At 30.3% G+C, this 20,078-nt stretch carries 20 protein-coding genes; 1 reads left to right on the top strand and 19 read right to left on the bottom strand.

Annotated features, from left to right (window positions below; translation table 11 throughout):
• Positions 1-101 precede the first annotated feature (101 nt).
• The 16 genes from JOC70_RS01580 to JOC70_RS01505 form a co-directional block, all read right to left on the bottom strand.
• Positions 102-809 carry an HAD family hydrolase gene (locus tag JOC70_RS01580; RefSeq protein WP_204597163.1) on the bottom strand — a complete coding sequence of 236 codons (708 nt, stop codon included), beginning with the start codon at positions 807-809 and terminating at the stop codon, positions 102-104.
• 263 nt (positions 810-1,072) lie between these two features.
• On the bottom strand, positions 1,073-1,729 hold the full coding sequence (phoU, locus tag JOC70_RS01575) for a phosphate signaling complex protein PhoU (protein ID WP_204597162.1): 657 nt from the start codon (positions 1,727-1,729) through the stop codon (positions 1,073-1,075).
• Between the two features lie 29 nt (positions 1,730-1,758).
• Complete coding sequence (gene pstB / locus JOC70_RS01570; protein ID WP_204597161.1) at positions 1,759-2,508, bottom strand: phosphate ABC transporter ATP-binding protein PstB; 750 nt, start codon at positions 2,506-2,508, stop codon at positions 1,759-1,761.
• Between the two features lie 11 nt (positions 2,509-2,519).
• Complete coding sequence (gene pstA / locus JOC70_RS01565; RefSeq protein ID WP_204597160.1) at positions 2,520-3,407, bottom strand: phosphate ABC transporter permease PstA; 888 nt, start codon at positions 3,405-3,407, stop codon at positions 2,520-2,522.
• The gene (gene pstC, locus JOC70_RS01560; protein WP_204597798.1) at positions 3,407-4,309 is read right to left on the bottom strand and encodes a phosphate ABC transporter permease subunit PstC; all 903 of its coding nucleotides are present in this window, start codon (positions 4,307-4,309) and stop codon (positions 3,407-3,409) included. The genes pstA and pstC overlap by 1 nt, the downstream gene beginning before the upstream one ends.
• A 99-nt stretch (positions 4,310-4,408) precedes the next feature.
• Positions 4,409-5,296: a phosphate ABC transporter substrate-binding protein gene (locus JOC70_RS01555; protein WP_204597159.1), complete on the bottom strand. Its 888-nt coding sequence runs from the start codon at positions 5,294-5,296 to the stop codon at positions 4,409-4,411.
• Positions 5,297-5,565: 269 nt separating this feature from the next.
• Entirely contained in the window at positions 5,566-7,284 is a 1,719-nt protein-coding gene (gene pnpS / locus JOC70_RS01550) for a two-component system histidine kinase PnpS (RefSeq protein ID WP_204597158.1), read from the bottom strand.
• A gap of 8 nt (positions 7,285-7,292) precedes the next feature.
• On the bottom strand, positions 7,293-7,988 hold the full coding sequence (locus JOC70_RS01545) for a response regulator transcription factor (RefSeq protein WP_204597157.1): 696 nt from the start codon (positions 7,986-7,988) through the stop codon (positions 7,293-7,295).
• Between the two features lie 170 nt (positions 7,989-8,158).
• Positions 8,159-8,614: a transcriptional regulator NrdR gene (nrdR, locus tag JOC70_RS01540; protein ID WP_204597156.1), complete on the bottom strand. Its 456-nt coding sequence runs from the start codon at positions 8,612-8,614 to the stop codon at positions 8,159-8,161.
• A 79-nt stretch (positions 8,615-8,693) separates the two neighbouring features.
• On the bottom strand, positions 8,694-8,957 hold the full coding sequence (locus JOC70_RS01535; RefSeq protein WP_204597155.1) for a YlmC/YmxH family sporulation protein: 264 nt from the start codon (positions 8,955-8,957) through the stop codon (positions 8,694-8,696).
• Between the two features lie 101 nt (positions 8,958-9,058).
• Positions 9,059-9,832, bottom strand: a complete 774-nt coding sequence (gene sigG, locus JOC70_RS01530; RefSeq protein ID WP_035307489.1) for an RNA polymerase sporulation sigma factor SigG — start codon at positions 9,830-9,832, stop codon at positions 9,059-9,061.
• 74 nt (positions 9,833-9,906) lie between these two features.
• Complete coding sequence (sigE, locus tag JOC70_RS01525; RefSeq protein ID WP_204597154.1) at positions 9,907-10,614, bottom strand: RNA polymerase sporulation sigma factor SigE; 708 nt, start codon at positions 10,612-10,614, stop codon at positions 9,907-9,909.
• 17 nt (positions 10,615-10,631) lie between these two features.
• Positions 10,632-11,432, bottom strand: a complete 801-nt coding sequence (spoIIGA, locus tag JOC70_RS01520) for a sigma-E processing peptidase SpoIIGA (protein ID WP_204597153.1) — start codon at positions 11,430-11,432, stop codon at positions 10,632-10,634.
• A 153-nt stretch (positions 11,433-11,585) separates the two neighbouring features.
• Entirely contained in the window at positions 11,586-12,713 is a 1,128-nt protein-coding gene (gene ftsZ, locus JOC70_RS01515; RefSeq protein ID WP_204597152.1) for a cell division protein FtsZ, read from the bottom strand.
• Positions 12,714-12,732: 19 nt separating this feature from the next.
• Complete coding sequence (gene ftsA, locus JOC70_RS01510) at positions 12,733-14,025, bottom strand: cell division protein FtsA (protein ID WP_204597151.1); 1,293 nt, start codon at positions 14,023-14,025, stop codon at positions 12,733-12,735.
• 188 nt (positions 14,026-14,213) lie between these two features.
• A complete protein-coding gene (locus JOC70_RS01505; RefSeq protein WP_204597150.1) occupies positions 14,214-15,494 on the bottom strand; it encodes a glycosyltransferase in 1,281 nt (426 codons plus the stop codon).
• Positions 15,495-15,904: 410 nt separating this feature from the next.
• On the opposite strand from JOC70_RS01505, the gene JOC70_RS01500 reads away from it, so the two are divergent.
• Positions 15,905-16,045: a hypothetical protein gene (locus JOC70_RS01500; protein ID WP_204597149.1), complete on the top strand. Its 141-nt coding sequence runs from the start codon at positions 15,905-15,907 to the stop codon at positions 16,043-16,045.
• A gap of 34 nt (positions 16,046-16,079) precedes the next feature.
• Here the strand turns inward: JOC70_RS01500 and JOC70_RS01495 are convergent, their stop codons facing one another.
• The 3 genes from JOC70_RS01495 to JOC70_RS01485 form a co-directional block, all read right to left on the bottom strand.
• A complete protein-coding gene (locus JOC70_RS01495) occupies positions 16,080-17,135 on the bottom strand; it encodes a type IV pilus twitching motility protein PilT (protein WP_207755205.1) in 1,056 nt (351 codons plus the stop codon).
• A gap of 410 nt (positions 17,136-17,545) precedes the next feature.
• Positions 17,546-18,244, bottom strand: a complete 699-nt coding sequence (gene sigK, locus JOC70_RS01490) for an RNA polymerase sporulation sigma factor SigK (RefSeq protein ID WP_204597148.1) — start codon at positions 18,242-18,244, stop codon at positions 17,546-17,548.
• Between the two features lie 177 nt (positions 18,245-18,421).
• Complete coding sequence (locus tag JOC70_RS01485) at positions 18,422-20,068, bottom strand: penicillin-binding transpeptidase domain-containing protein (protein WP_204597147.1); 1,647 nt, start codon at positions 20,066-20,068, stop codon at positions 18,422-18,424.
• Between the last annotated feature and the right edge of the window lie 10 nt (positions 20,069-20,078).

Genomic DNA, 20,078 nt, shown 5'->3' with positions numbered 1-20,078 from the left:
AATCACTCCTAATTATTATGTTTACCCCTTAATTCTATAATATTACCTTAATCTTCATATTTAGTCAATCCAAAAGGATTTATTGAGTATTTTCTATCAATTTATATACATGGCAAGCCTTCTACAAATTTATAAAACTCCTCATAGTTTCCCTCATAATCAGTAACATAATTTTTATCATTTTTATTTAATATATTATCTTTTATGAGATATGTTTTTATGCCTATATTTTTAGCCACTAAATCTTCTACTGTATCATTTCCCACCATAAGACATTCCCCTGGTTTCTTATTTATATCTTTTAAAACTTCCTCATAAAGCTTAATTTGCGGCTTACAGTAATGATTTTTTTCAAATGAAGTTATATATGTAAAATCCTCTGGTTTAAACCCAGCCCACCTGATTCTATGATGTATTGCCTTTATCGGGAACAGCGGATTGGTGACAACTACAACATTATATCCCTTTTCCTTTAACAGCTTTACACTTCTTATCATCTTCTCTTCTGACTTCACTGAACTTTGTACCCTTAAGAATTCATTATCATAAAAGTTATCAAATCTATGCCAAAATTCATGCAATCTATTATTAACCCTTATATTAAAATCTTGCATAAACACTTCTTCATTTGTTCTTTCATCTAGGCTTGACACCATAGTCTTTGTAGATGCCCATATATGTTTGCCTAATTCCATTGGATCCATTAGGTCACTAAAGGACTTTCCAATTTCATTAAAATAAACCTTTTCAAATTCTTCTGCATCCATTGATAGTAATGTTCCATCTAAATCAAAAAGAATAGTATTCATTATTCTACACCTCTTTATTCTGCATTATTTTTTTATAAAATATGAAGTGATTCTTAGGTTCAGGTGGAGTTTGCGTATAAGAAACACCTCTTCTCCATCTGAACCTTAGAAGAACTTATCCTGGAGCGCATCAGTGCTTATCTCCCACTTTGAATAAGGTGGGAGTGTTAGCAATGGTAGCAATCGGATAAATCTATTTTATCAGATTTCATATAAAAAGGAAAAGACATACAACAATTAATATATCGCATGTCTTTTTAATACTATTCATTTAAATCTATTTGTTCTCCAGTAACAAGATAGATAGTCCACTCGCATATATTTGTAACATGATCTGCTATTCTCTCTAGGTATTTACATATAAATAAAAATTGAGTTGCTTGATTAATAGTACTGTTATCCGCTGCCATTATAGGAAGCATCTCTTTAAATACCCCTCTATATATGTCATCAATTTGATCATCCTTTTTGCACACAATATAAGATCCTTCTACATTTCCATCTACATAACAATCTAAAGATTCTTTTATCATTTCATTTACCAAATTAGACATCTTAGGAATATCAACTAATGGCTTTATAAACTTTTCATCTTTAAGTCTAATAGCAATTTTAGCAATATCTACAGCATGATCAGCCATTCTCTCTAAATCTGTTACTATCTTAGTAGTAGTAAATATCATACGTAAATCCTTAGCTAGTGGCTGTTCTGTAGCTATAAGTTTTATACATTTGTCCTCAATTTCCTTTTGAAGATCATCAACCAAATCATCATCTTCAATTATATTTTTTGCCAAATCAACGTCATGATTTACTAGGGCCTCTATACAAAGATGTATTTGTTTTTCTACAATACTGCCCATTCTCAATAAATCATTATGAAGCTCTGTAAGTCTTAAATCAAATCCTCCTCTTGTCATAACCCTCACCTCTTATATCATTTTAAGTTTTAACCAAATCTACCTGTAATATAATCCTCTGTTCTCTTATCTGTTGGCTTGTAAAATATATCTTCCGTTTTATTAAACTCCACAACTTCTCCACTTAAAAAAAATGCTGTATAATCAGATATTCTTCCTGCCTGCTGCATATTATGAGTAACTATTATTACTGTATATTCTTTTTTTAATGTATCCATAAGTTCCTCAACCTTTAATGTGGAAATAGGATCCAAAGCGGAAGTTGGTTCATCCATTAAAAGTATCTCTGGTTCAACCGCTAAGGTTCTTGCAATACAGAGCCTTTGTTGCTGACCTCCAGATAGCCCCATTCCATTTTTCTTTAACCTATCCTTAACTTCATCCCAAAGTGCTGCTCCTTTTAAGCTCTTTTCAACTATTTCATCTAACTTTGATTTACTTGTTATACCATGAATTCTTGGTCCATAAGCTATATTATCATATATAGACATTGGAAATGGATTAGGTTTTTGGAATACCATTCCAACCCTTTTTCTAAGTTCTATTTCATCATAATCCTTATATATATTTTTTCCTTCAAATAATACTTCCCCTTCAATTTTTACATTTTCTATCAAGTCGTTCATTCTATTTAAAGTTCTTAAAAATGTAGACTTTCCGCATCCTGAAGGGCCTATCAAAGCAGTTACTGCATTTTTTTCTATTTCTAAATTTATATCCTTAAGTGCTTTTGTAGCACCATAATGAAGTTCAAGATTTCTAGTTTGTATTATGCTCATATTAATCCTCCCTATTTACTCCCCGTATAGGACTCATAAATCTTTTTACCTATTATACGAGCCAATATATTAAATATTAACACCATAATTATAAGTACTGCTGAAGCTCCATTTCCTACTCTAGTAGCATCCGGAATCATTCCCTCAGAATTAACCTTCCAAATATAAACAGCTAAAGTTTCTGCCGGCCTAAATAAATTAAATGGAGATGATTTACTCATTAAAGTAGAGGCCTTAAAAGAAAGGGATGGGGCACTCATTCCTGCGGTGTAAAGTAATGCTGCAGCTTCTCCAAATATTCTTCCAGCAGCTAGAATTACCCCTGTAAGTATTTGAGGCATAGCAGATGGAAGTATTACTCTTTTTATAGTTTGCCATCTTGTAGCTCCAAGCCCTAAACTTGCCTCTTTAACTCCACGAGATGCAGCTTTTATAGCATTCTCACTTACTCTTGTTAGTGAGGGTAAATTAAGTATTGTTATTACTAAAGCTCCTGCAAATAATGTAAATCCCCATTTAGTCATTTTTACAAATACTAACAATCCAAATAATCCTACCACTATAGAAGGCAATGATGCCATAGTTTCTATACAAAGTCTAATAAAATTAAGAATTCTTCCCTCTTTTGCATATTCTGCTAGATATATACCCGCTCCTACACCTAAAGGTATAGTAATTAAAAGAGAAACTACAAGCATATAAAAAGAGTTAAATAACTGAGGACCTATTCCTCCTCCAGCTTCCCCTATCTTTGGATCTCCAAACAAGAAAGATGGAGTAATTGTTCCAATTCCTTTAAGTAATATATATCCTATTAAAGCTACCAGAAGGAGTACTACAAAACTTGAAATTACATATAAAATACCAGTCCACATCTTATCTTTAAATTTAGGATTCATTATTTAACTTCACCCCTTTTGCCAATAGCTCTAATTACTAAAATAAATACAAATGAAACTATTAGAAGAATTAATGCAAGGGTCCATAACGCATCATTCCAGGCAGTTCCTGATACAGTATTTGCCATATCCATAGTTAATACTGAAGTTAATGTACTAGTTGGAGTTAACAAACCTTTAGGCAATTTAATAGTATTTCCAATTACCATTTGCACCGCTAATGCTTCTCCAAAAGCTCTTGCAATTCCAAGTACTATAGCAGTAAGTATTCCATTTTTAGCAGCTGGAAGTATTACCTTGCTTATGGTTTGCCACCTTGTAGCCCCAAGTCCATAAGATGCCTCTATAAAATCTTTTTGAACTACCTTTATCGCATCTGATGAAAGACTTGCTATAGTTGGAAGTATCATTATACTTAGCACTAAAATACCTGCAAGTAAGCTAAAACCAACTCCTCCAAATATACTTTTGATAAAAGGAAGCAGTACAGTTATACCTATCCATCCATAAACTACTGATGGTATACCTACAAATAATTCTAATGCTGGTTGCAATACTCTGTTCCCAAGCCTTGGGGATATATAATTCATAAAAATTGCAAGTGCAATACTTATAGGTGCGCTTATTAAAACTGCTCCAATAGATACAAGTGTTGAGCCTATTATAAATATACTTGCTCCAAAAGTTGGATCATCTGCATCCGGGGACCACTTTGATGAAAATATAAAATCACCAATTGAATATCCATGTTTTGTAAAGGTACTAATACCTTTCGATGCTATAAAAAATATTATACTCAATGTTAAAAACACTATTAAAAGTCCACAAAATGTTGCATAAGATTTCCCTAAATATTCAGTTCTTAATCTGTTAAATTTTCTATTTTTACTCACACTTATCATCATCCCTATTTTACTATTTGAGTCAAAACTGCCACATATTATTTACACAATAAGGCTAGTTGCATATATAGATGCACCCAGCCTGCTTCACTAATTAAATTATTTCATATCAGTTGCTGCAATATATCCCAACTTTTCAACCACAGCTTTATTTTCATCACTCATCATATAATCAATGAAAGCCTTTGTTAGTCCTGTTGCTTCGCCTTTAGTGTACATATGCTCATAAGACCAGAAAGGATATCTTTTAGATAGTATATTTTCTTTTGTTGCATCTACATTTTCAATCTTTAGCATCTTTAAATTTTGTCTCTTTTCTTCTGTTAAATAAGATAATGCAATATAACTTATTGAACCTGGTGTAGATGTTATAGTCTTTTCAACTGATCCGCTGGAATCCTGAGTAGTTCCAAGTCCTTCTTTCTCACTTTTTCCGTCCATAATAGTTTCTACAAATGTAGCTCTAGTTCCTGAAGATTTTGGTCTATTAACAACTTGTATTGATAAGTCCTGCCCACCAACTTGATTCCAATTTGTATATTTTCCTTCGAAAATACCTTGAATCTGTTCTTTTGTTAAGTTATCTGTTTTTATATCCTTATGAGCAATAATAGCAAATCCTATTGCTGCTACTTTATGATCCACTAACTGCTTAGCTATTTCTTTATCCTTAAGCTTTGATTCTGCAGTTACATCAGAATTTCCTATTTCTACTGAACCTTCTGCTACTTGATTTAATCCTGCTCCGCTTCCTCCACCTTGCACATTTATAGTTGCTTCTGGATTTTTAGCTTTAAAGTTTTTAGCTGACTGCTCTACTAATGGTTGTAATGCTGTAGAACCTACTGCAGTTATTGTTCCTGAAATTTTATCACTATTCTTTGTATCTCCAGCTTCTTTATTGTCTCCACCACATCCTACAAATACTCCTGCAACCATAGTAATAGCTAAAGCCGCTATGATTGTTTTTAAACTTTTTCTTTTCATTTAAGAAAAACCTCCATTCAGTTTAAAATTATTTTAAATGATTGCTACAAGAATAATATTAATCTATTAAGGTTAAGTGACTATTATCGGAATGTTAAGGACAAGTTAAACTAGTAGTTTTATTTCATCCAAGAAATTTGTCTCAGTTTGAATCTAAACCCTAATTCTTTACTCTGTTAGTATCTTCATTTATTTAACTTTCTATGTGTTATAGCTGATATTTAATCTAGGTATGTTATCAAAAAATTATAAAGGGACATCCTTTATAATTAGGAATGTCCCTTTATAATTGGTATACTAACTGTAAACTTACTTCCCTTTCCTACTTCACTTTCTACTTTTATCTCACCTTTAAAATTTAATACTATATGCTTTACTATAGCAAGACCTAATCCAGTTCCACCTTGCGCTCTGCTTCTAGCTTTATCTACCCTATAAAATCTTTCAAAAAGTCTTGGAATATACTCCTGATCTATTCCTACTCCTGTATCCTGTACCCATATGTTACATTTATTATGTATAGCTTTAGTTCCTATAGTTATATTCCCGCCTTTTTCAGTATACTTAATTGCATTATCTATTAGGTTTATGAGCATTTGCTTAAACTGATCCTTGTTTCCAAAAATATTAGGAACCTTTTCTCCTGCTATTCTTAAAGATATGTTTTTATTATCTGCTGAATTTTTAACCAAATAACATATATCTTCTATGTTTTTATTTATATCTATACTTTCTTCGTTTATTTCTGACGGTTTAGCATTTTCAATATGAGATAGAGTTAAAATATCGTTAATAAGCCTTGTAAGTCTTTCAGCTTCTTCATTTATTATGTCTAAAAATCTTTCCTTTGTTTCTTTATTTTCTACATATTTTAATGTTTCTGCAAATCCTTTTATAGACGTAAGTGGCGTTTTAAGCTCATGAGATACATTAGTTACAAACTGCGATCTCATATTCTCAAGTCTTTTTATATCCGTTACATCCTGAACCACCGCCACTGTACCTATAAGATTTTTACCACTATTTATATCTGCGGTTTTTATTCTTAAATCTCTTTCCTTTGGCCACAATATTTTTATTTCTTTATATTCATCTGTCTTTCTTTTAAAGATGTTTTCTAATTCAAAATCCCTTATATTGTCTAAAAGATTTTCACCTATTATATCCTTACTTATCCCAAATATATTTTTAGCGTAAGGATTAATCATTATCACTCTAAAGTTTTTATCTACTGCTATTACTCCGCTATCCATACTCTTGAGTATTGCCTCGAGCTTATTTTGCTTATCCATTGAATCATTTAAGGTAACTTGGAGCTGCCTTGCCATATTATTAAAGGTCTTTCCAAGCTCTCCTATTTCATCAGAAGAATATATATTTACCCTTCTATCTAATTCTCCTGCAGCTATTCTTGAAGTCATGAACTCTAGATCTTTAATGGGACTTACGAGTCCCTGTGAAAGCCTGGACGCAAATAGAAAGCAAATGACTATAGAAAATAACGCTATACCCATATAGTACTGCACATACTTCCACCTGAAGCCTATAACACTAGTCATTTCAGCTGCACTTCTTATAACATATCCATCTCCAAAATAAGTTGCAAAGTACATAGTGTCCTTATTAGTGGATTCACTATGTCGTACCCTATACCCCATGCCATACTTTCTGGCTTCTTTGACTTCATCACGTGTATTATGGTTATCCATACTACTTGGATTAGTTTGAGAATCTACAAGCACATTACCTTCCCTATCTATTAGAGTTATTCTAGTATCTCCACCTGTAAAATCTCTTTGTATAAATTCACTTATATTATTTACATTTTCCTTCTGGATTAATTTTATAATTGAATTGTTATTTGATTTCAATATTTTTTTTGTGCTTTCAACATATTGATAATTTATCATAATAACAAATAAAGTTATAACTATAACTAGACTTATTACAAGAGTTGTAAGCATATAAAACATCAATTTTTTTTTCATAATATCACCTACTCAGATATATTGAATCTATAACCTACACCTCTTATAGTTTCTATAAACTGAGGACTTTTATCATTTTCCTCGATTTTTTGTCTTAAATGTCTTATATGAACATCAACAGTTCTAGTTTCTCCCACATATTCATATCCCCATATTTTATCTAAAAGAAAATCTCTTGTTAAAACTCTCCCTTTATTTTTTATAAGTATTTCTAACAATTCAAATTCTTTTAGTGTTAGCTCTACTTTAAGATTATCTTTTATGACTTCATGTTTTTCCAAATCAATAATAACATTTCCGAACTTATAGGACTTATCAATATTTTGTACTGATGTCCTTCTAAGAACAGCTTTTACCCTAGCTAAAATTTCTCTTATTGAGAAGGGTTTGGTTATATAATCATCTGCTCCTAATTCTAATCCTAAAACTTTATCAAATTCCTCTCCCTTAGCTGTTATCATAATAATAGGAGTAGTGGATATATTATTATCTTTTCTTACTTCCTTACATACATCGTATCCATCTATTCCAGGAATCATTAAATCTAAAAGGATCAATTGTGGCCGCTCACTTTTTATAAGCTTTACTGCATCGATTCCATTATCAGCATATATTGTAGAGTATCCAGAGTTTTCTAAGTTAAATTTTAAAAGTTCCCTTATATGTTCCTCATCATCAACTATTATTATCTTTTCTTCTGCCATGCCCTGCCTCCTAATTATTGAAATCTTTAAATATATTTTACCATTTCTAATTCACAATTATAATATATTATTGTGTAAAATATAACTTTTTTAACTATATGTTAACTTTAATTAAGAATAAGTTAACATAGAAATAAAATTTCTCATAGAAATTTATTCTATGAGAAATTTTATTTACTTTCTATAAGCCTTTTTATCTCTTCCATAAAGGTATTAACATCCTTAAATTGTCTATATACAGATGCAAATCTTACATAAGATACTTCATCTATATTTTTTAAGCTTTCCATTATTAGCTCTCCAATATATTCAGATCTTACCTCAGTTAGCATCTCATTATTTATCCTTTTTTCTACTTCATCAGCTATAGACTCTATCTGACTTCGTGATATAGGTCTCTTTTGACAAGCCTTTATAAGTCCATTTACTATTTTAGATTTATCAAAGAATTCACGACTCATATTTTTTTTAATCACCAATATTGGTACTGTTTCTATTTTTTCGTAAGTGGTATATCTTTTGGAACACTTAAGGCACTCTCTTCTTCTTCTTATAGATGCATTATCTTCTGCTGATCTGGAGTCAACTACCTTACTTTCCGTATATCCACAATAAGGACACTTCATAAATACAATCCCGCCTTTTATTATAGTTTTATTCGTAATTTTTCTGTTATTTATATTATACACAAATTTTATTATTTTTCTACTCTATATTAGCTTCAAGAATATCTGCTCCATCTACTAATATAACATCTACACCTATTTTTTTCACTCTGCTCCAAGGTACTTCTATATCATTAATTTTACCAAACCAACTCATCTTTTGGCTAGGCAATATAAGCGATAATACCTTGCACTGTCCTATATCTATTTTAAAATCCTTTATGTATCCAAGCTTACATCCGGAATTAATATCTATAAGTTCCATAGTTCTTAAGCTATTTATAGAGTAAAAAGTATTGTTCATAAATTCTTCCCCCCAAATTATATTTATTTTATATATTATATTGTATGAAAAAAATCTATATCCAATTACGGATATAGATTTTTTATTTAAATAATAAATATTTAAACATATTTTTTCATGTGCTTTAAAGCTGTTTTTTCAAGCCTGGATACCTGTGCCTGGGAAATTCCTATTTCATCTGCTACCTCCATCTGAGTTCTTCCATCAAAAAATCTAAGTGTAAGAATTAATTTTTCCCTATCATTCAACTTTTTCATGGCTTCTTTTATAGAAATATTTTCAAGCCAACTATCATCTACATTTTTATTATCACTTATTTGATCCATTACATAAATTGCATCTCCTCCATCGTGGTATATTGGTTCAAATAAGGATACAGGATCCTGTATAGCATCTAAAGCAAATACTACTTCCTCCCGTGGAACATCTAACTCCTTAGCAATTTGAGTTACTGTAGGTTCTTTATTATTTTCTGATACCAACCTATCTCTTACCTGTAGTGCCCTGTATGCAATATCTCTTAAGGAACGGCTTACTCTTATTGAATTATTATCTCGAAGGTATCTTCTTATTTCTCCAATAATCATCGGTACTGCATATGTAGAAAACCTTACATTTTGACCTAAATCAAAATTATCAATTGCTTTAATAAGTCCTATACATCCTACTTGAAATAAATCATCTACATTTTCCCCTCGATTATTGAATCTTTGTATTACACTCAAGACTAACCTTAAATTTCCCCTTATAAAAGTTTCTCTAGCTTCCGTATTCCCGTCTCTCATACTTAATAAGAGCTCTTTCATTTCCTTTTCCTTCAATACAGGCAGCTTAGAAGTATTAACTCCACAAATTTCTACTTTGTTAATCATCATTAATAATCAGCCCCTTTGTATTATTAGCATTTAAATTATTTCCCCAGAAGCTGATTTTTATACTAGAGACAAGTTTATAACATTTTATTTATTTCTTTTTTTAATCTTTTTATTATTCTTTTCTCCAATCTAGATATATAGGATTGAGATATACCAAGCATATCCGCTACTTCTTTTTGAGTTTTTTCCCTTGCTCCTTGAAGTCCAAATCGCAAATTCACAATTTCTCTTTCTCTATTACTAAGCTTATTCATAGCTAAGAGTAAAAGCTGCTTATCAACCTCGTCTTCTATCAAATTATATACTTCATCTGTATCTGTTCCCAGTATATCTGATAATAATAGCTCATTTCCATCCCAATCCACATTAAGTGGTTCATAAAATGATATTTCTGATTTAACTTTACTATTTCTTCTAAGGTACATAAGTATTTCATTTTCTATACATCTAGAAGCATATGTGGCAAGTTTGATCTTTTTATCAGGATCAAAGGTATTTACAGCTTTTATAAGTCCTATGGTTCCCACAGAAACTAAGTCCTCTATACCTACTCCAGTATTTTCAAATTTTCTTGCTATATAAACCACAAGCCTTAAATTTCTCTCTATCAAAATTGATCTTATACTTTCATCTCCACCCATAAGCTTTATTACTAAATCTTCTTCTTCCTCTTTGGTTAGTGGTGGTGGAAGTGCATCATTCCCTCCTATATAATATAACTTTTTAGTAAATAACTTTAGCTTTGCTAGTATTCTGTTTAATAACAATTTAATTTTTAACATCTTTCTTCCCCCAATGCTTAAATTATTCCCCTGCTTAACAATGCATTATAATCCCCACTTTGACTTAATTTCTTATCACAAAAGGCTATTAATGCTTCCCTATCTTCAAAACATCCATTTATATTGACTTTTATTTTCCCTGGCTTTATAGCTTGGAGTTTGCCAGTATATCCATTTATAACACTATAAGGTATGTAAAACATTTCTTCTCTTTTAAAATTAATTTCCTTAAACATATTTCTTTCTACTATTATCACTGGATAGCCCGTAACTGGTTCTGTAAGCTCATTTCCTGTATCTAAGAAAGCTCTGATTCTTTGCGAATTATTATTTAACACAATTTCTAAATCAAATATATAACTTTGTAAACTTTGACGATCTTTTATAAACAAAATTATTCTCCTTAAAATTACATACATGATCATAAAGGATAAAATAAGCTTTTTATATGAAAAATCATATATTATCATATTACTATCTAGATTCTCAACTGAGTTTAATTCTATAAATACACATAAGCCTGCAAGTACCATAGAATATAATATAAATAATGCAAAAGTTTTTAAATTGAACATTATATCTTTTTTTCTAAAAGTTATTAATATCATTAATAACGCTATGAAAAATTTTACAGGAAAACTTTTGAGATAATTTAAGCTGTCTTGCAATATAATTAATATATATAGACTTCCAATAAATGCTGCCAAATTTATATACAGGCGATTTATGGATACTCTTATAGTTTGAGCTGTAATTTCTAGTAAAAATCTATTAACTATGAAGTTCTCCAAGAGTAATACATCTAGATATAAAGTCATTGCTTTCACCTCTTAGATAATATTATATACTTATGTTTTTCAAAATTTTGTCATTTTATGATATCAATTCCTTTTTTTATTTATTATAATTTTCTACAAAAATAAAAAATCCGACTTTTTATTTCTAAGTCGGATTTTTTAATATTATTAAAATTACTTTCTTTGTCTTCTTAAAAATGTAGGAATTTCTAGATCATTTTCATTATAATTATCCATTCTATCCATTCTATCTACCGTTGCTGCTACCTCTGTTTTAGTATCATTTTTTATATTCACAGAAGCACTTGGTGTACTTATACTAAAACTATCACTATTCTTCTTTATTCTTTCAGTTTCAAATCCTGTTGCAATTACAGTTATTCTTATTTCTTCTTTTAAACTTTCATCTATTACTGCACCAAATATTATATTAGCATCTGGATCCGCAGCTTCCTGAACAATTTCAGCAGCTTCATTTATTTCAAGTAATCCTAAATCTGCTCCACCAGTTATATTTAATAAAACTCCAGTAGCGCCAACAATGGAAGTTTCAAGTAGTGGGCTGGAGATAGCTTCTTTTGCTGCTTGTTGTGCTCTATTATCTCCTGTTCCTGTACCTACACCCATATGAGCGAGTCCCTTATCTATCATAATAGTTCTTACATCCGCAAAGTCCAAGTTAACAAGTCCTGGTATCGTGATCAAGTCAGATACACCCTGTACACCTTGTTTTAATACATCATCTGCTAATTTAAAAGCGTCTACAAGCGTTGTTTTTTTATCTACTATACTAAGAAGTTTTTCATTAGGTATAGTTACTAATGTATCTACACTTTCCTTTAAGTTTTTAACTCCCATTTCAGCATGAAGCATTCTTTTTCTGCCTTCAAATGGAAAAGGTTTTGTTACAACACCTACTGTAAGTATTCCCATTGATTTAGCTATTTGGGCAATTACAGGGGCTGAACCTGTACCTGTACCGCCTCCCATACCAGCAGTTATAAATACCATATCTGCTCCTTTAATTGCTTGAGATATTTCTTCCTTACTTTCTTCTGCAGCCTTTTGGCCAATCTCAGGATTTGCACCTGCTCCCAAGCCTTTAGTAAGCTTATCCCCTATTTGTATCTTTTGAGAAGCATGAGATAATATCAACGCTTGTTTATCTGTATTTATCGCAATGAACTCAACATTCTTTAATCCTTCTTTTATCATTCTATTAACAGCGTTATTACCGCCGCCACCGCAGCCTATAACTTTTATCTGAGCAAACTGTTTTACATCAACATCGAAATCTAGCACAATAATACCTCCCTTTATATTAGAAAAAATCTGCAAAAAAGTTTCTTATTTTTGAAAAAACTCCATTACTGCTTTCTTCTGTATCTTCTTCATCTTTTTCATCATCCCAAACAATTGATTTTTTTTCATATTTCTTAGATTTATGACTCCTCATTTCATCTAAAGCTTCTTCTTTACAAAGGTTTACTTTTCCTGAATCAACAACATCTTTAACTACACCTACTGCAGCTGCACATATAGGACTATCTACTCCAGTGTAATCTGGAATACCTATTCTAACAGGTTTGTCCAATATTTCTTTACATAAATCGCTGCAACCTTTTAATAAAGCTATACCTCCTCCTACTACTACTACTCCAGAGACATTATCCATTTGCTCACTTATCATAAGCTTTTTCTTTATTAGTAGGAGTATTTCCTCCACTCGTGCAGTTATTATCTCTGTAAGTACATTATAATCTATTTCTACAATATTGTCATAATTTGTGTTTATTTTTATTTTAAAATCTTCGTCAATAAAATTGGATTTCCCACTTCCATAGTTAACTTTCAATTTCTCTGCTTCAGAGAAAGGAATCCTTAAACAGAGAGAAATATCGTTAGTTATTATATTTCCTCCTAAAGCCAGGTTATCACTATAACAAAGCTTTCCGTTTTTGAAAACAGATATATTGGTATTTTCTGCCCCTATATCTAAAAGAAGTGTACCTATTTTCATTTCCTCAGCTTTTAAAACTACATTTGCCGTTCCTAATGGTTGAAATACCATTCCACTTAAATTCAACCCTGCTTTTTTGATACTTTTGAACAAATTATTTATTACTGTAGATTGAGATAATATAAGTTGAGCATCAACTTCCAATCTTAAGCCACTCATGCCAATTGGATCTGTAATATTATCATATCCATCCACCATAAATTGTTGTGGTATTACTCCTATAATTTCTTTATCGGATGAAATTGTAATAATTTTAGCGGCTTTTAGTACTCTGTCCACATCATTTTTTTTAATTTCTCTATCTTCCGAAGATACTGCTACAACTCCTCTATTTACTATAAGTTCACATATCTCCCCTGGTATTGATATAAATATATCACTTATATCAAAGTCTATCATTCTCTCCATTTGTTCTATGCAGTCTTTAATACATTCAGCTGTACTATCTATATCAACCACAATGCCTCTTTTTATACCACTACACTTAGTAGAAGTAACGCCCATTACTTGCATTTTCCCATACTTGTCTAGCTTGCCTGCTATAGCGCATACTTTGGAAGATCCGATATCCACTCCTACTACATATTCCTTCATTAAGCTTTTCCCTCCTTAAGAGAACCATTACAAATTTATATATTCAACAAAAAAGAGTTTTTTCCTCTATATATAATAAATTTTTTTATAAAATATAATTATAATTAAAGATTATTTGCATTTATAAGTACAGTTACTAAAAAAAGAAAGATTTATTAAATCTTTCTTTTACATATTTTATTATATACTTAATTAGCTTTTTCTAGTTCCTTAATATCTACACTTCTAGTATGTAATGTATGACTCCATTCCTTGTCATTTTTGCGAATTATCCCTTGGATTGATATAGGTAGCCACGTAATAGAGTATATAGGATATATCAAATAATATAAAAATATTTTAAAATTTAATTTTTTATCCAATATTAGTATAAAAGGAGTGTATATAAACTGTAATATGGCAATAAGAAGTCCAATTATAGTTACCATATTAAAATTGAAATTAGCAATTCCGTTCATATTTTGTAAATTAGAAATCACATTGAATACCTTAACTCCTTGATTAAATCCTGCTATTGCCATAGATATCCCAAGCAATATTATTACAATTGGTTGTATACTGTATAGTGCACAATCTAATGCAATAAAATCAAACTCTTTTATAGCTTTTTTCAAGAGCTTAAAGAAATATCTATCAGCCACATCTGCAAACCCCTGCATCCATCTTCTTCTTTGAAACCAAGATTGAACTAAAGTTAATGGCTTTTCATCATAAATTTTAGCATCATGAGCCCATCCTACTTTATGACCATTAAGAACTAACTTGCAAGTAAACTCTAAGTCCTCTGTAAGACAAGTAGCTCCCCATCCAAGTTCTCTTAATATGTCAGTTTCGATACAAAAGCCTGTTCCGCCCAATTGATTAGAAAGTCCTAAATTGCTTCTTGAAAGCTGAAACATTCTATTTGATGTCCAAAATGAAATAGAGTAACTCCCAGTTATCCATGTATCAGTAGGATTTTTACTATCTAAATATCCCTGTACCACTCTAAATCCTTGACACATTTTCTTGTTAATTTCATTCAAAAAGTCCTTATGTACGAGATTATCAGCATCAAATATTGCGACAGCATCGTATTTTTTCTCCATTTTAAATATATTATTGAACATCCATTCTAGAGCGTAACCTTTTCCTCTTTTTTCTTTATTAAATCTTTCATAAACTATAGCTCCTTTTGAGCTTGCCTTTGCAGCAGTCTGATCTGTACAATTATCAGCTATAACAAATATATCATACAATTCTCTAGGATAGTCCAGCTTGTGTAAACTATCCACAATATTACCTATAACTATCTCCTCATTATGGGCTGCTACAATTAAGGCAAAACTTTTTTGTGGATTTACTTTTGTATTATCCTTCTTTCTCCAAATTCCAAAAAAAGATATGCAAAGATAATACATAGAAATTGTAAAGACCACTAGTGTAAATACTCTGGAAGTAAAATATATTATATTTCCTATTAACTCCACTTAAAAATCCCCCCTAATTCACAGATATTTTAGCATAAATACATCGCAATTACTATAGAGATATTATAATATTTTTTAATTATTTTATATTTATGAGAAAAACTATGGAATAGTTAGATAAACAAGAAAATTATTATTTTAATCCCATATAATCTTAAGTATTCCTTTATAATTAAATATTATCCATTTTAAAATCTTTTATAACCTTTGATATATATTAATAAAAATGTTATAATATTATAAATAAAGTATATAATATTATTATATATCTAAAAAAGGGGGTAGAGCCTTATGAGGCGCTACGAACTGATTTATTTTGTAGACTTGAGAAGGCTTCATAAAAAAGATGAGTCCTTCTGGTAAACCTAAAATCCTTTTTTAAAATTAATATTCTTGAGGAGGATTTAGGTATGGAAACTTTAGTAAAAAAAGAACAGAATTTATTGGTATCAAATAATAAAAAAAATGAAACAAAAAAAGAGATAAAGACTTCAAAATTACTTACTTCACGTGAAGTAAATTTAAAAATGTATGATTATATGATATTTTAACTAAAGGAGGGATTACTACAATCCCTCCTTAATTTTACAACATCGTCAACTTTTGAAACATTTCTCTATCAATAGAATACAACAAAGCATCTTCATAACTTATTGCTTGTTTTTTATAAAGCTCTGCTAAACTCATATCCATAGTTTTCATTCCATATTTTGAGCCAGTTTGAATTGAGGATTCAATTTGATATGTTTTTCCTTCTCTTATCATATTTTGTATTGCAGGAGTAGATATCATAAGCTCTAAAGCTGCAGTTCTTCCATTTTGATCCAATCGCGGCACAAGCTGTTGAGATATTACTCCATTCAGCACCGCTGCCAATTGAATCTTTATTTGTTGTTGTTGATAAGGAGGGAAAACATCTATTATTCTATCAATAGTCTTACTTGCTCCTATAGTATGTAATGTAGAAAACACCAAATGCCCTGTTTCTGCGGCAGTAAGTGCTACAGATATGGTTTCTAAATCTCTCATTTCTCCTACCAATATAACATCCGGGTCCTCTCTTAATACAGATTTTAATGCTGCTGCATAACTCTTACTATCTCTACCAATTTCCCTCTGATTTATTATAGATTTATTATGTTTATGAAGGTACTCTATAGGATCCTCTAGGGTGATAATATGAGATGCCCTATTTAGATTTATCTCATTTATCATTGCTGCCAGTGTAGTACTTTTCCCAGACCCTGTAGGTCCAGTTACAATTACAAGCCCCCTTTGCTTCTCTGTAAGTTCTTTTACAACTGATGAAAACCCTAATTCGTTTAATAAAGGAACCTTAAGACCTACTGCTCTTAAAGCTATGGCATCACTGCCTCTTTGTTTAAATACATTAACTCTAAATCTGCCAATTCCTGCTATAGAATAGGATGTATCAGCTTCCCCTACTTTTTCATACTCTTCATAACTGTCCTTAAGTATTTCTTTAGCATAATTTTGCACATCTTCTGGTGTTAACTTTTCCCTACCTATAGGTACAAGTTCACCATTTACTCTTACTATTGGGGCTATACCTACTGTTAAATGTAAGTCAGATGCCCCTTCTTTAATAGTAATTTGTAATAAATCATTTAATAATATCAATTTATTTCTCCCTTCTTCCTATGTGCCTTTTACAAGTTGAAATTTCCTTATAACACTTAACCTTAACATAAGTTTATCATTTATTTATTTACTCCTAGAGTATTACATTCTAAAAAATGAAAAAGATCGAGAGTTCACTTTAGATCATAATGTGATTAATACTGTTTTTACTTATGTCAATTACTTTTTTAGCTTTAGTAAAAATCTTCTTATCATTCCCTACATAAGGCATAGCTATAAAAATCCTATCATATTATTATTCGTAGATTTTCTTATAAAATTTAACAATTCTTTTATTTTTATATAAAGTATTTTATTTTTAATGATATCTATAATATTTTATTATATCTCTAAATAATACTCAAACCATATTTACTATAAAATTAATAATTTATAAAAAATCCACTTTATCATTTGCCACCATTCATTTCCTTATATAACTTTTTCAAAGCTCTTTTTTCAATACGTGACACATAGGAACGTGAAATTTCTAGTATTACTGCAATTTCCCTTTGTGTTTTAGGTTTTCCATCTATTAGCCCATATCTCATTTCTATAACCGCTCTCTCTCTTTCCTGTAGCACTGAACTTATTTTACCATATAACTTCTTTACCTGAATCTTATTTTCTACTATTTCTATTATAGAATCTTCTTCACTGCTAAGTACATCCATTAGCGAAATTTCATTCCCCTCCTTGTCTACTCCAATGGGATCCTGTAAATATACCTCTCCTTTAGATTTTTTGTTATTTCTTATAAGCATTAATATCTCATTTTCTATACATTTAGCAGCATAGGTGGCAAGTCTTGTTCCTTTTCTTGTATCAAATGAATCAATGGCCTTAATTAATCCTACTGTTCCAATAGAAATTAAATCATCCATATCTTTACCTGGATATGCGTATTTTTTTACTATATGCGCTACGAGCCTTAAGTTTCTTTCTACTAATACTCCCTTTGCTAGTACATCTCCATCCTTTAATTTGTTCAAATAATATTCCTCTTCTTTTTCATCTAGTGGCTTAGGAAAAGAATTAGAACCTGTTACATAAGCTGATAAAAATAATCCATTTCCCAATAAATTAAGGAGACAATCAAGTATAAACATAGTGCTTCCTCCAAACAATGCTTATTAATATAATATGTGAGTTTATCCAAAAATGTGCTTGGCCACCTATTCGTTAACAAGAAATATATAGTATTAAAATTAATGAAACATTTTTATAAGCTCAAAAAATTAATAAAAATCGGATTAAAACCGATTTTTATTAATTTGCATTATTCTTTATTGATTTTTATTTGTTAAATACTCTGCTATATCTCTGAAAATTGGCGCTGCTGTAGTTCCACCACCTTGTGTATCTTTATCTATGTTCTTTACAAATATAACTACTGTATAGGATATATTTTCTTTTTTTAAAAATCCAATAAACCAACCATCTGAAAACTTTTTGGTTATGCTTTCTCCTTTGTCATTTTTTATAACTTCATATCTTTCTGTAGTACCGGTTTTTCCACCTACTTCTACCTCTTGTATATTTGCAGCCTTTGCAGTTCCATTTAAAACTACATTTTTCAAAGAATTCTCTATAATACTTGCTTGATTCTCAGTAAGTACTTGCTTGGGTTTCAAGCTAGGTGTATATGAAATAGTTTCGTTGTCCTTTACAAATTCATCCAAGATAGTTGGCGGTACATATTTCCCTTTATTTACTACAGTATTTATTAAATTTAATGCTTCTAGAGGTGTAATTCTTAAATTTTGTCCTATTGACATAATTCCCAAAGTTCCATCTTCAGCCTTAGGAGTTTTAACTTCAATATTTCCTCTTTGTTCCTTACTAAGCCCTAATACCTTTTCAAACAAATGCTGGTCATTGCATAACTGGTTTAGTTGATCGAAACCTACATTTACTCCTATCTGTGAAAAGATATCATTGCAGGAAACCTCAAAGGCTTCGTTTATATTTAACTTACCATGATGCTTATCTGTCTTTTTTTCATAAACTCCTGTACAAGTAAAGATTTTACTTTGAATACCTGGATACTTTATTATCGCTCCTTCGTATACTAATGTTTTAAAAATTGATCCTGGAAAAAATCCATTTAAAGTTTCTGCACCTATAAGCACATTAGGTGAAGTTTCATCCTTTTGTACTAAAGATCTTATTTTTCCCGTTGATGGTTCAGAAATTACTACCCCTACTTGCTCATAATCACTATATTTTTCTTTAAGAAGTTTTCTTATATCATCTTGAAAATCACTATTTAATGTTGAAACTGTTTTATTTAACGAATCCACATTTGTACTTTTTTCTTCTGTTATATTTCCATCTAGGTCTGAATTATATATGTAAGAATTATTTATGGAATCTTTAAATTTTTCATTTATAATCATTTCCAGACTATCTTTTTCTTTTAAGGAACTATCTTGAGTATTTCTTATGTTAGTTAATACATTTTCTATTTTCCATACATCTTTTCTTTCCACTTCATCATATTTATATAAATAAAATCCTTTTACCCCCTTTATATTTTTTAATTTATCATAAGCATTTTTATCCACCTTAAAATAAAGCTTTTGACTGCTATTATTATAATTTCCATTACTTAAATCATAACTTTCATCATAATTTTTTAATATATATATAAATTTAAGAAACTCTTCATAGTTAGTATCTAAATTATTTTTAGAAAAAACAGATGGCAATACAACTACACTATACTTAGAATTGTAATCCAATAAGTCCTTTCCACTGTCATCTACTAATCTATAATTTAATTCCTCTCTTTTTTCCTTAAATTGATATTGAGAATCTGCCATTACACTATATTTTTCTCCATTACTATATTGTATATGAAATATTCTTATATCCAATAAAAAAAAGAGCATAAAAAATAAAAGACCTATTATAATACATCTTTTTTTCATGCTACCACCT

It is taken from the genome of Clostridium pascui (assembly GCF_016908015.1).
Classification (GTDB): Bacteria; Bacillota; Clostridia; order Clostridiales; family Clostridiaceae; genus Clostridium_AK; species Clostridium_AK pascui.
This window is presented reverse-complemented; position numbering and strand designations above follow the sequence as displayed.

Excerpts from the sequence above, each read along its gene's own strand:
- spoIIGA (WP_204597153.1), bottom strand. The coding sequence starts at position 11,432 with ATGACTTTATATCTAGATGTATTACTCTTGGAGAACTTCATAGTTAAT.
- JOC70_RS01545 (WP_204597157.1), bottom strand. The coding sequence starts at position 7,988 with ATGGCAGAAGAAAAGATAATAATAGTTGATGATGAGGAACATATAAGG.
- sigK (WP_204597148.1), bottom strand. The coding sequence starts at position 18,244 with ATGTTTATACTTGATTGTCTCCTTAATTTATTGGGAAATGGATTATTT.
- phoU (WP_204597162.1), bottom strand. The coding sequence starts at position 1,729 with ATGACAAGAGGAGGATTTGATTTAAGACTTACAGAGCTTCATAATGAT.
- pstC (WP_204597798.1), bottom strand. The coding sequence starts at position 4,309 with ATGATAAGTGTGAGTAAAAATAGAAAATTTAACAGATTAAGAACTGAA.
- ftsA (WP_204597151.1), bottom strand. The coding sequence starts at position 14,025 with ATGAAGGAATATGTAGTAGGAGTGGATATCGGATCTTCCAAAGTATGC.
- sigE (WP_204597154.1), bottom strand. The coding sequence starts at position 10,614 with ATGTTAAAAATTAAATTGTTATTAAACAGAATACTAGCAAAGCTAAAG.
- pstA (WP_204597160.1), bottom strand. The coding sequence starts at position 3,407 with ATGAATCCTAAATTTAAAGATAAGATGTGGACTGGTATTTTATATGTA.
- pstB (WP_204597161.1), bottom strand. The coding sequence starts at position 2,508 with ATGAGCATAATACAAACTAGAAATCTTGAACTTCATTATGGTGCTACA.
- JOC70_RS01580 (WP_204597163.1), bottom strand. The coding sequence starts at position 809 with ATGAATACTATTCTTTTTGATTTAGATGGAACATTACTATCAATGGAT.
- nrdR (WP_204597156.1), bottom strand. The coding sequence starts at position 8,614 with ATGAAGTGTCCTTATTGTGGATATACGGAAAGTAAGGTAGTTGACTCC.
- JOC70_RS01485 (WP_204597147.1), bottom strand. The coding sequence starts at position 20,068 with ATGAAAAAAAGATGTATTATAATAGGTCTTTTATTTTTTATGCTCTTT.
- JOC70_RS01535 (WP_204597155.1), bottom strand. The coding sequence starts at position 8,957 with ATGAACAATACTTTTTACTCTATAAATAGCTTAAGAACTATGGAACTT.
- pnpS (WP_204597158.1), bottom strand. The coding sequence starts at position 7,284 with ATGAAAAAAAAATTGATGTTTTATATGCTTACAACTCTTGTAATAAGT.
- JOC70_RS01500 (WP_204597149.1), top strand. The coding sequence starts at position 15,905 with ATGGAAACTTTAGTAAAAAAAGAACAGAATTTATTGGTATCAAATAAT.
- JOC70_RS01555 (WP_204597159.1), bottom strand. The coding sequence starts at position 5,296 with ATGAAAAGAAAAAGTTTAAAAACAATCATAGCGGCTTTAGCTATTACT.
- sigG (WP_035307489.1), bottom strand. The coding sequence starts at position 9,832 with ATGATGATTAACAAAGTAGAAATTTGTGGAGTTAATACTTCTAAGCTG.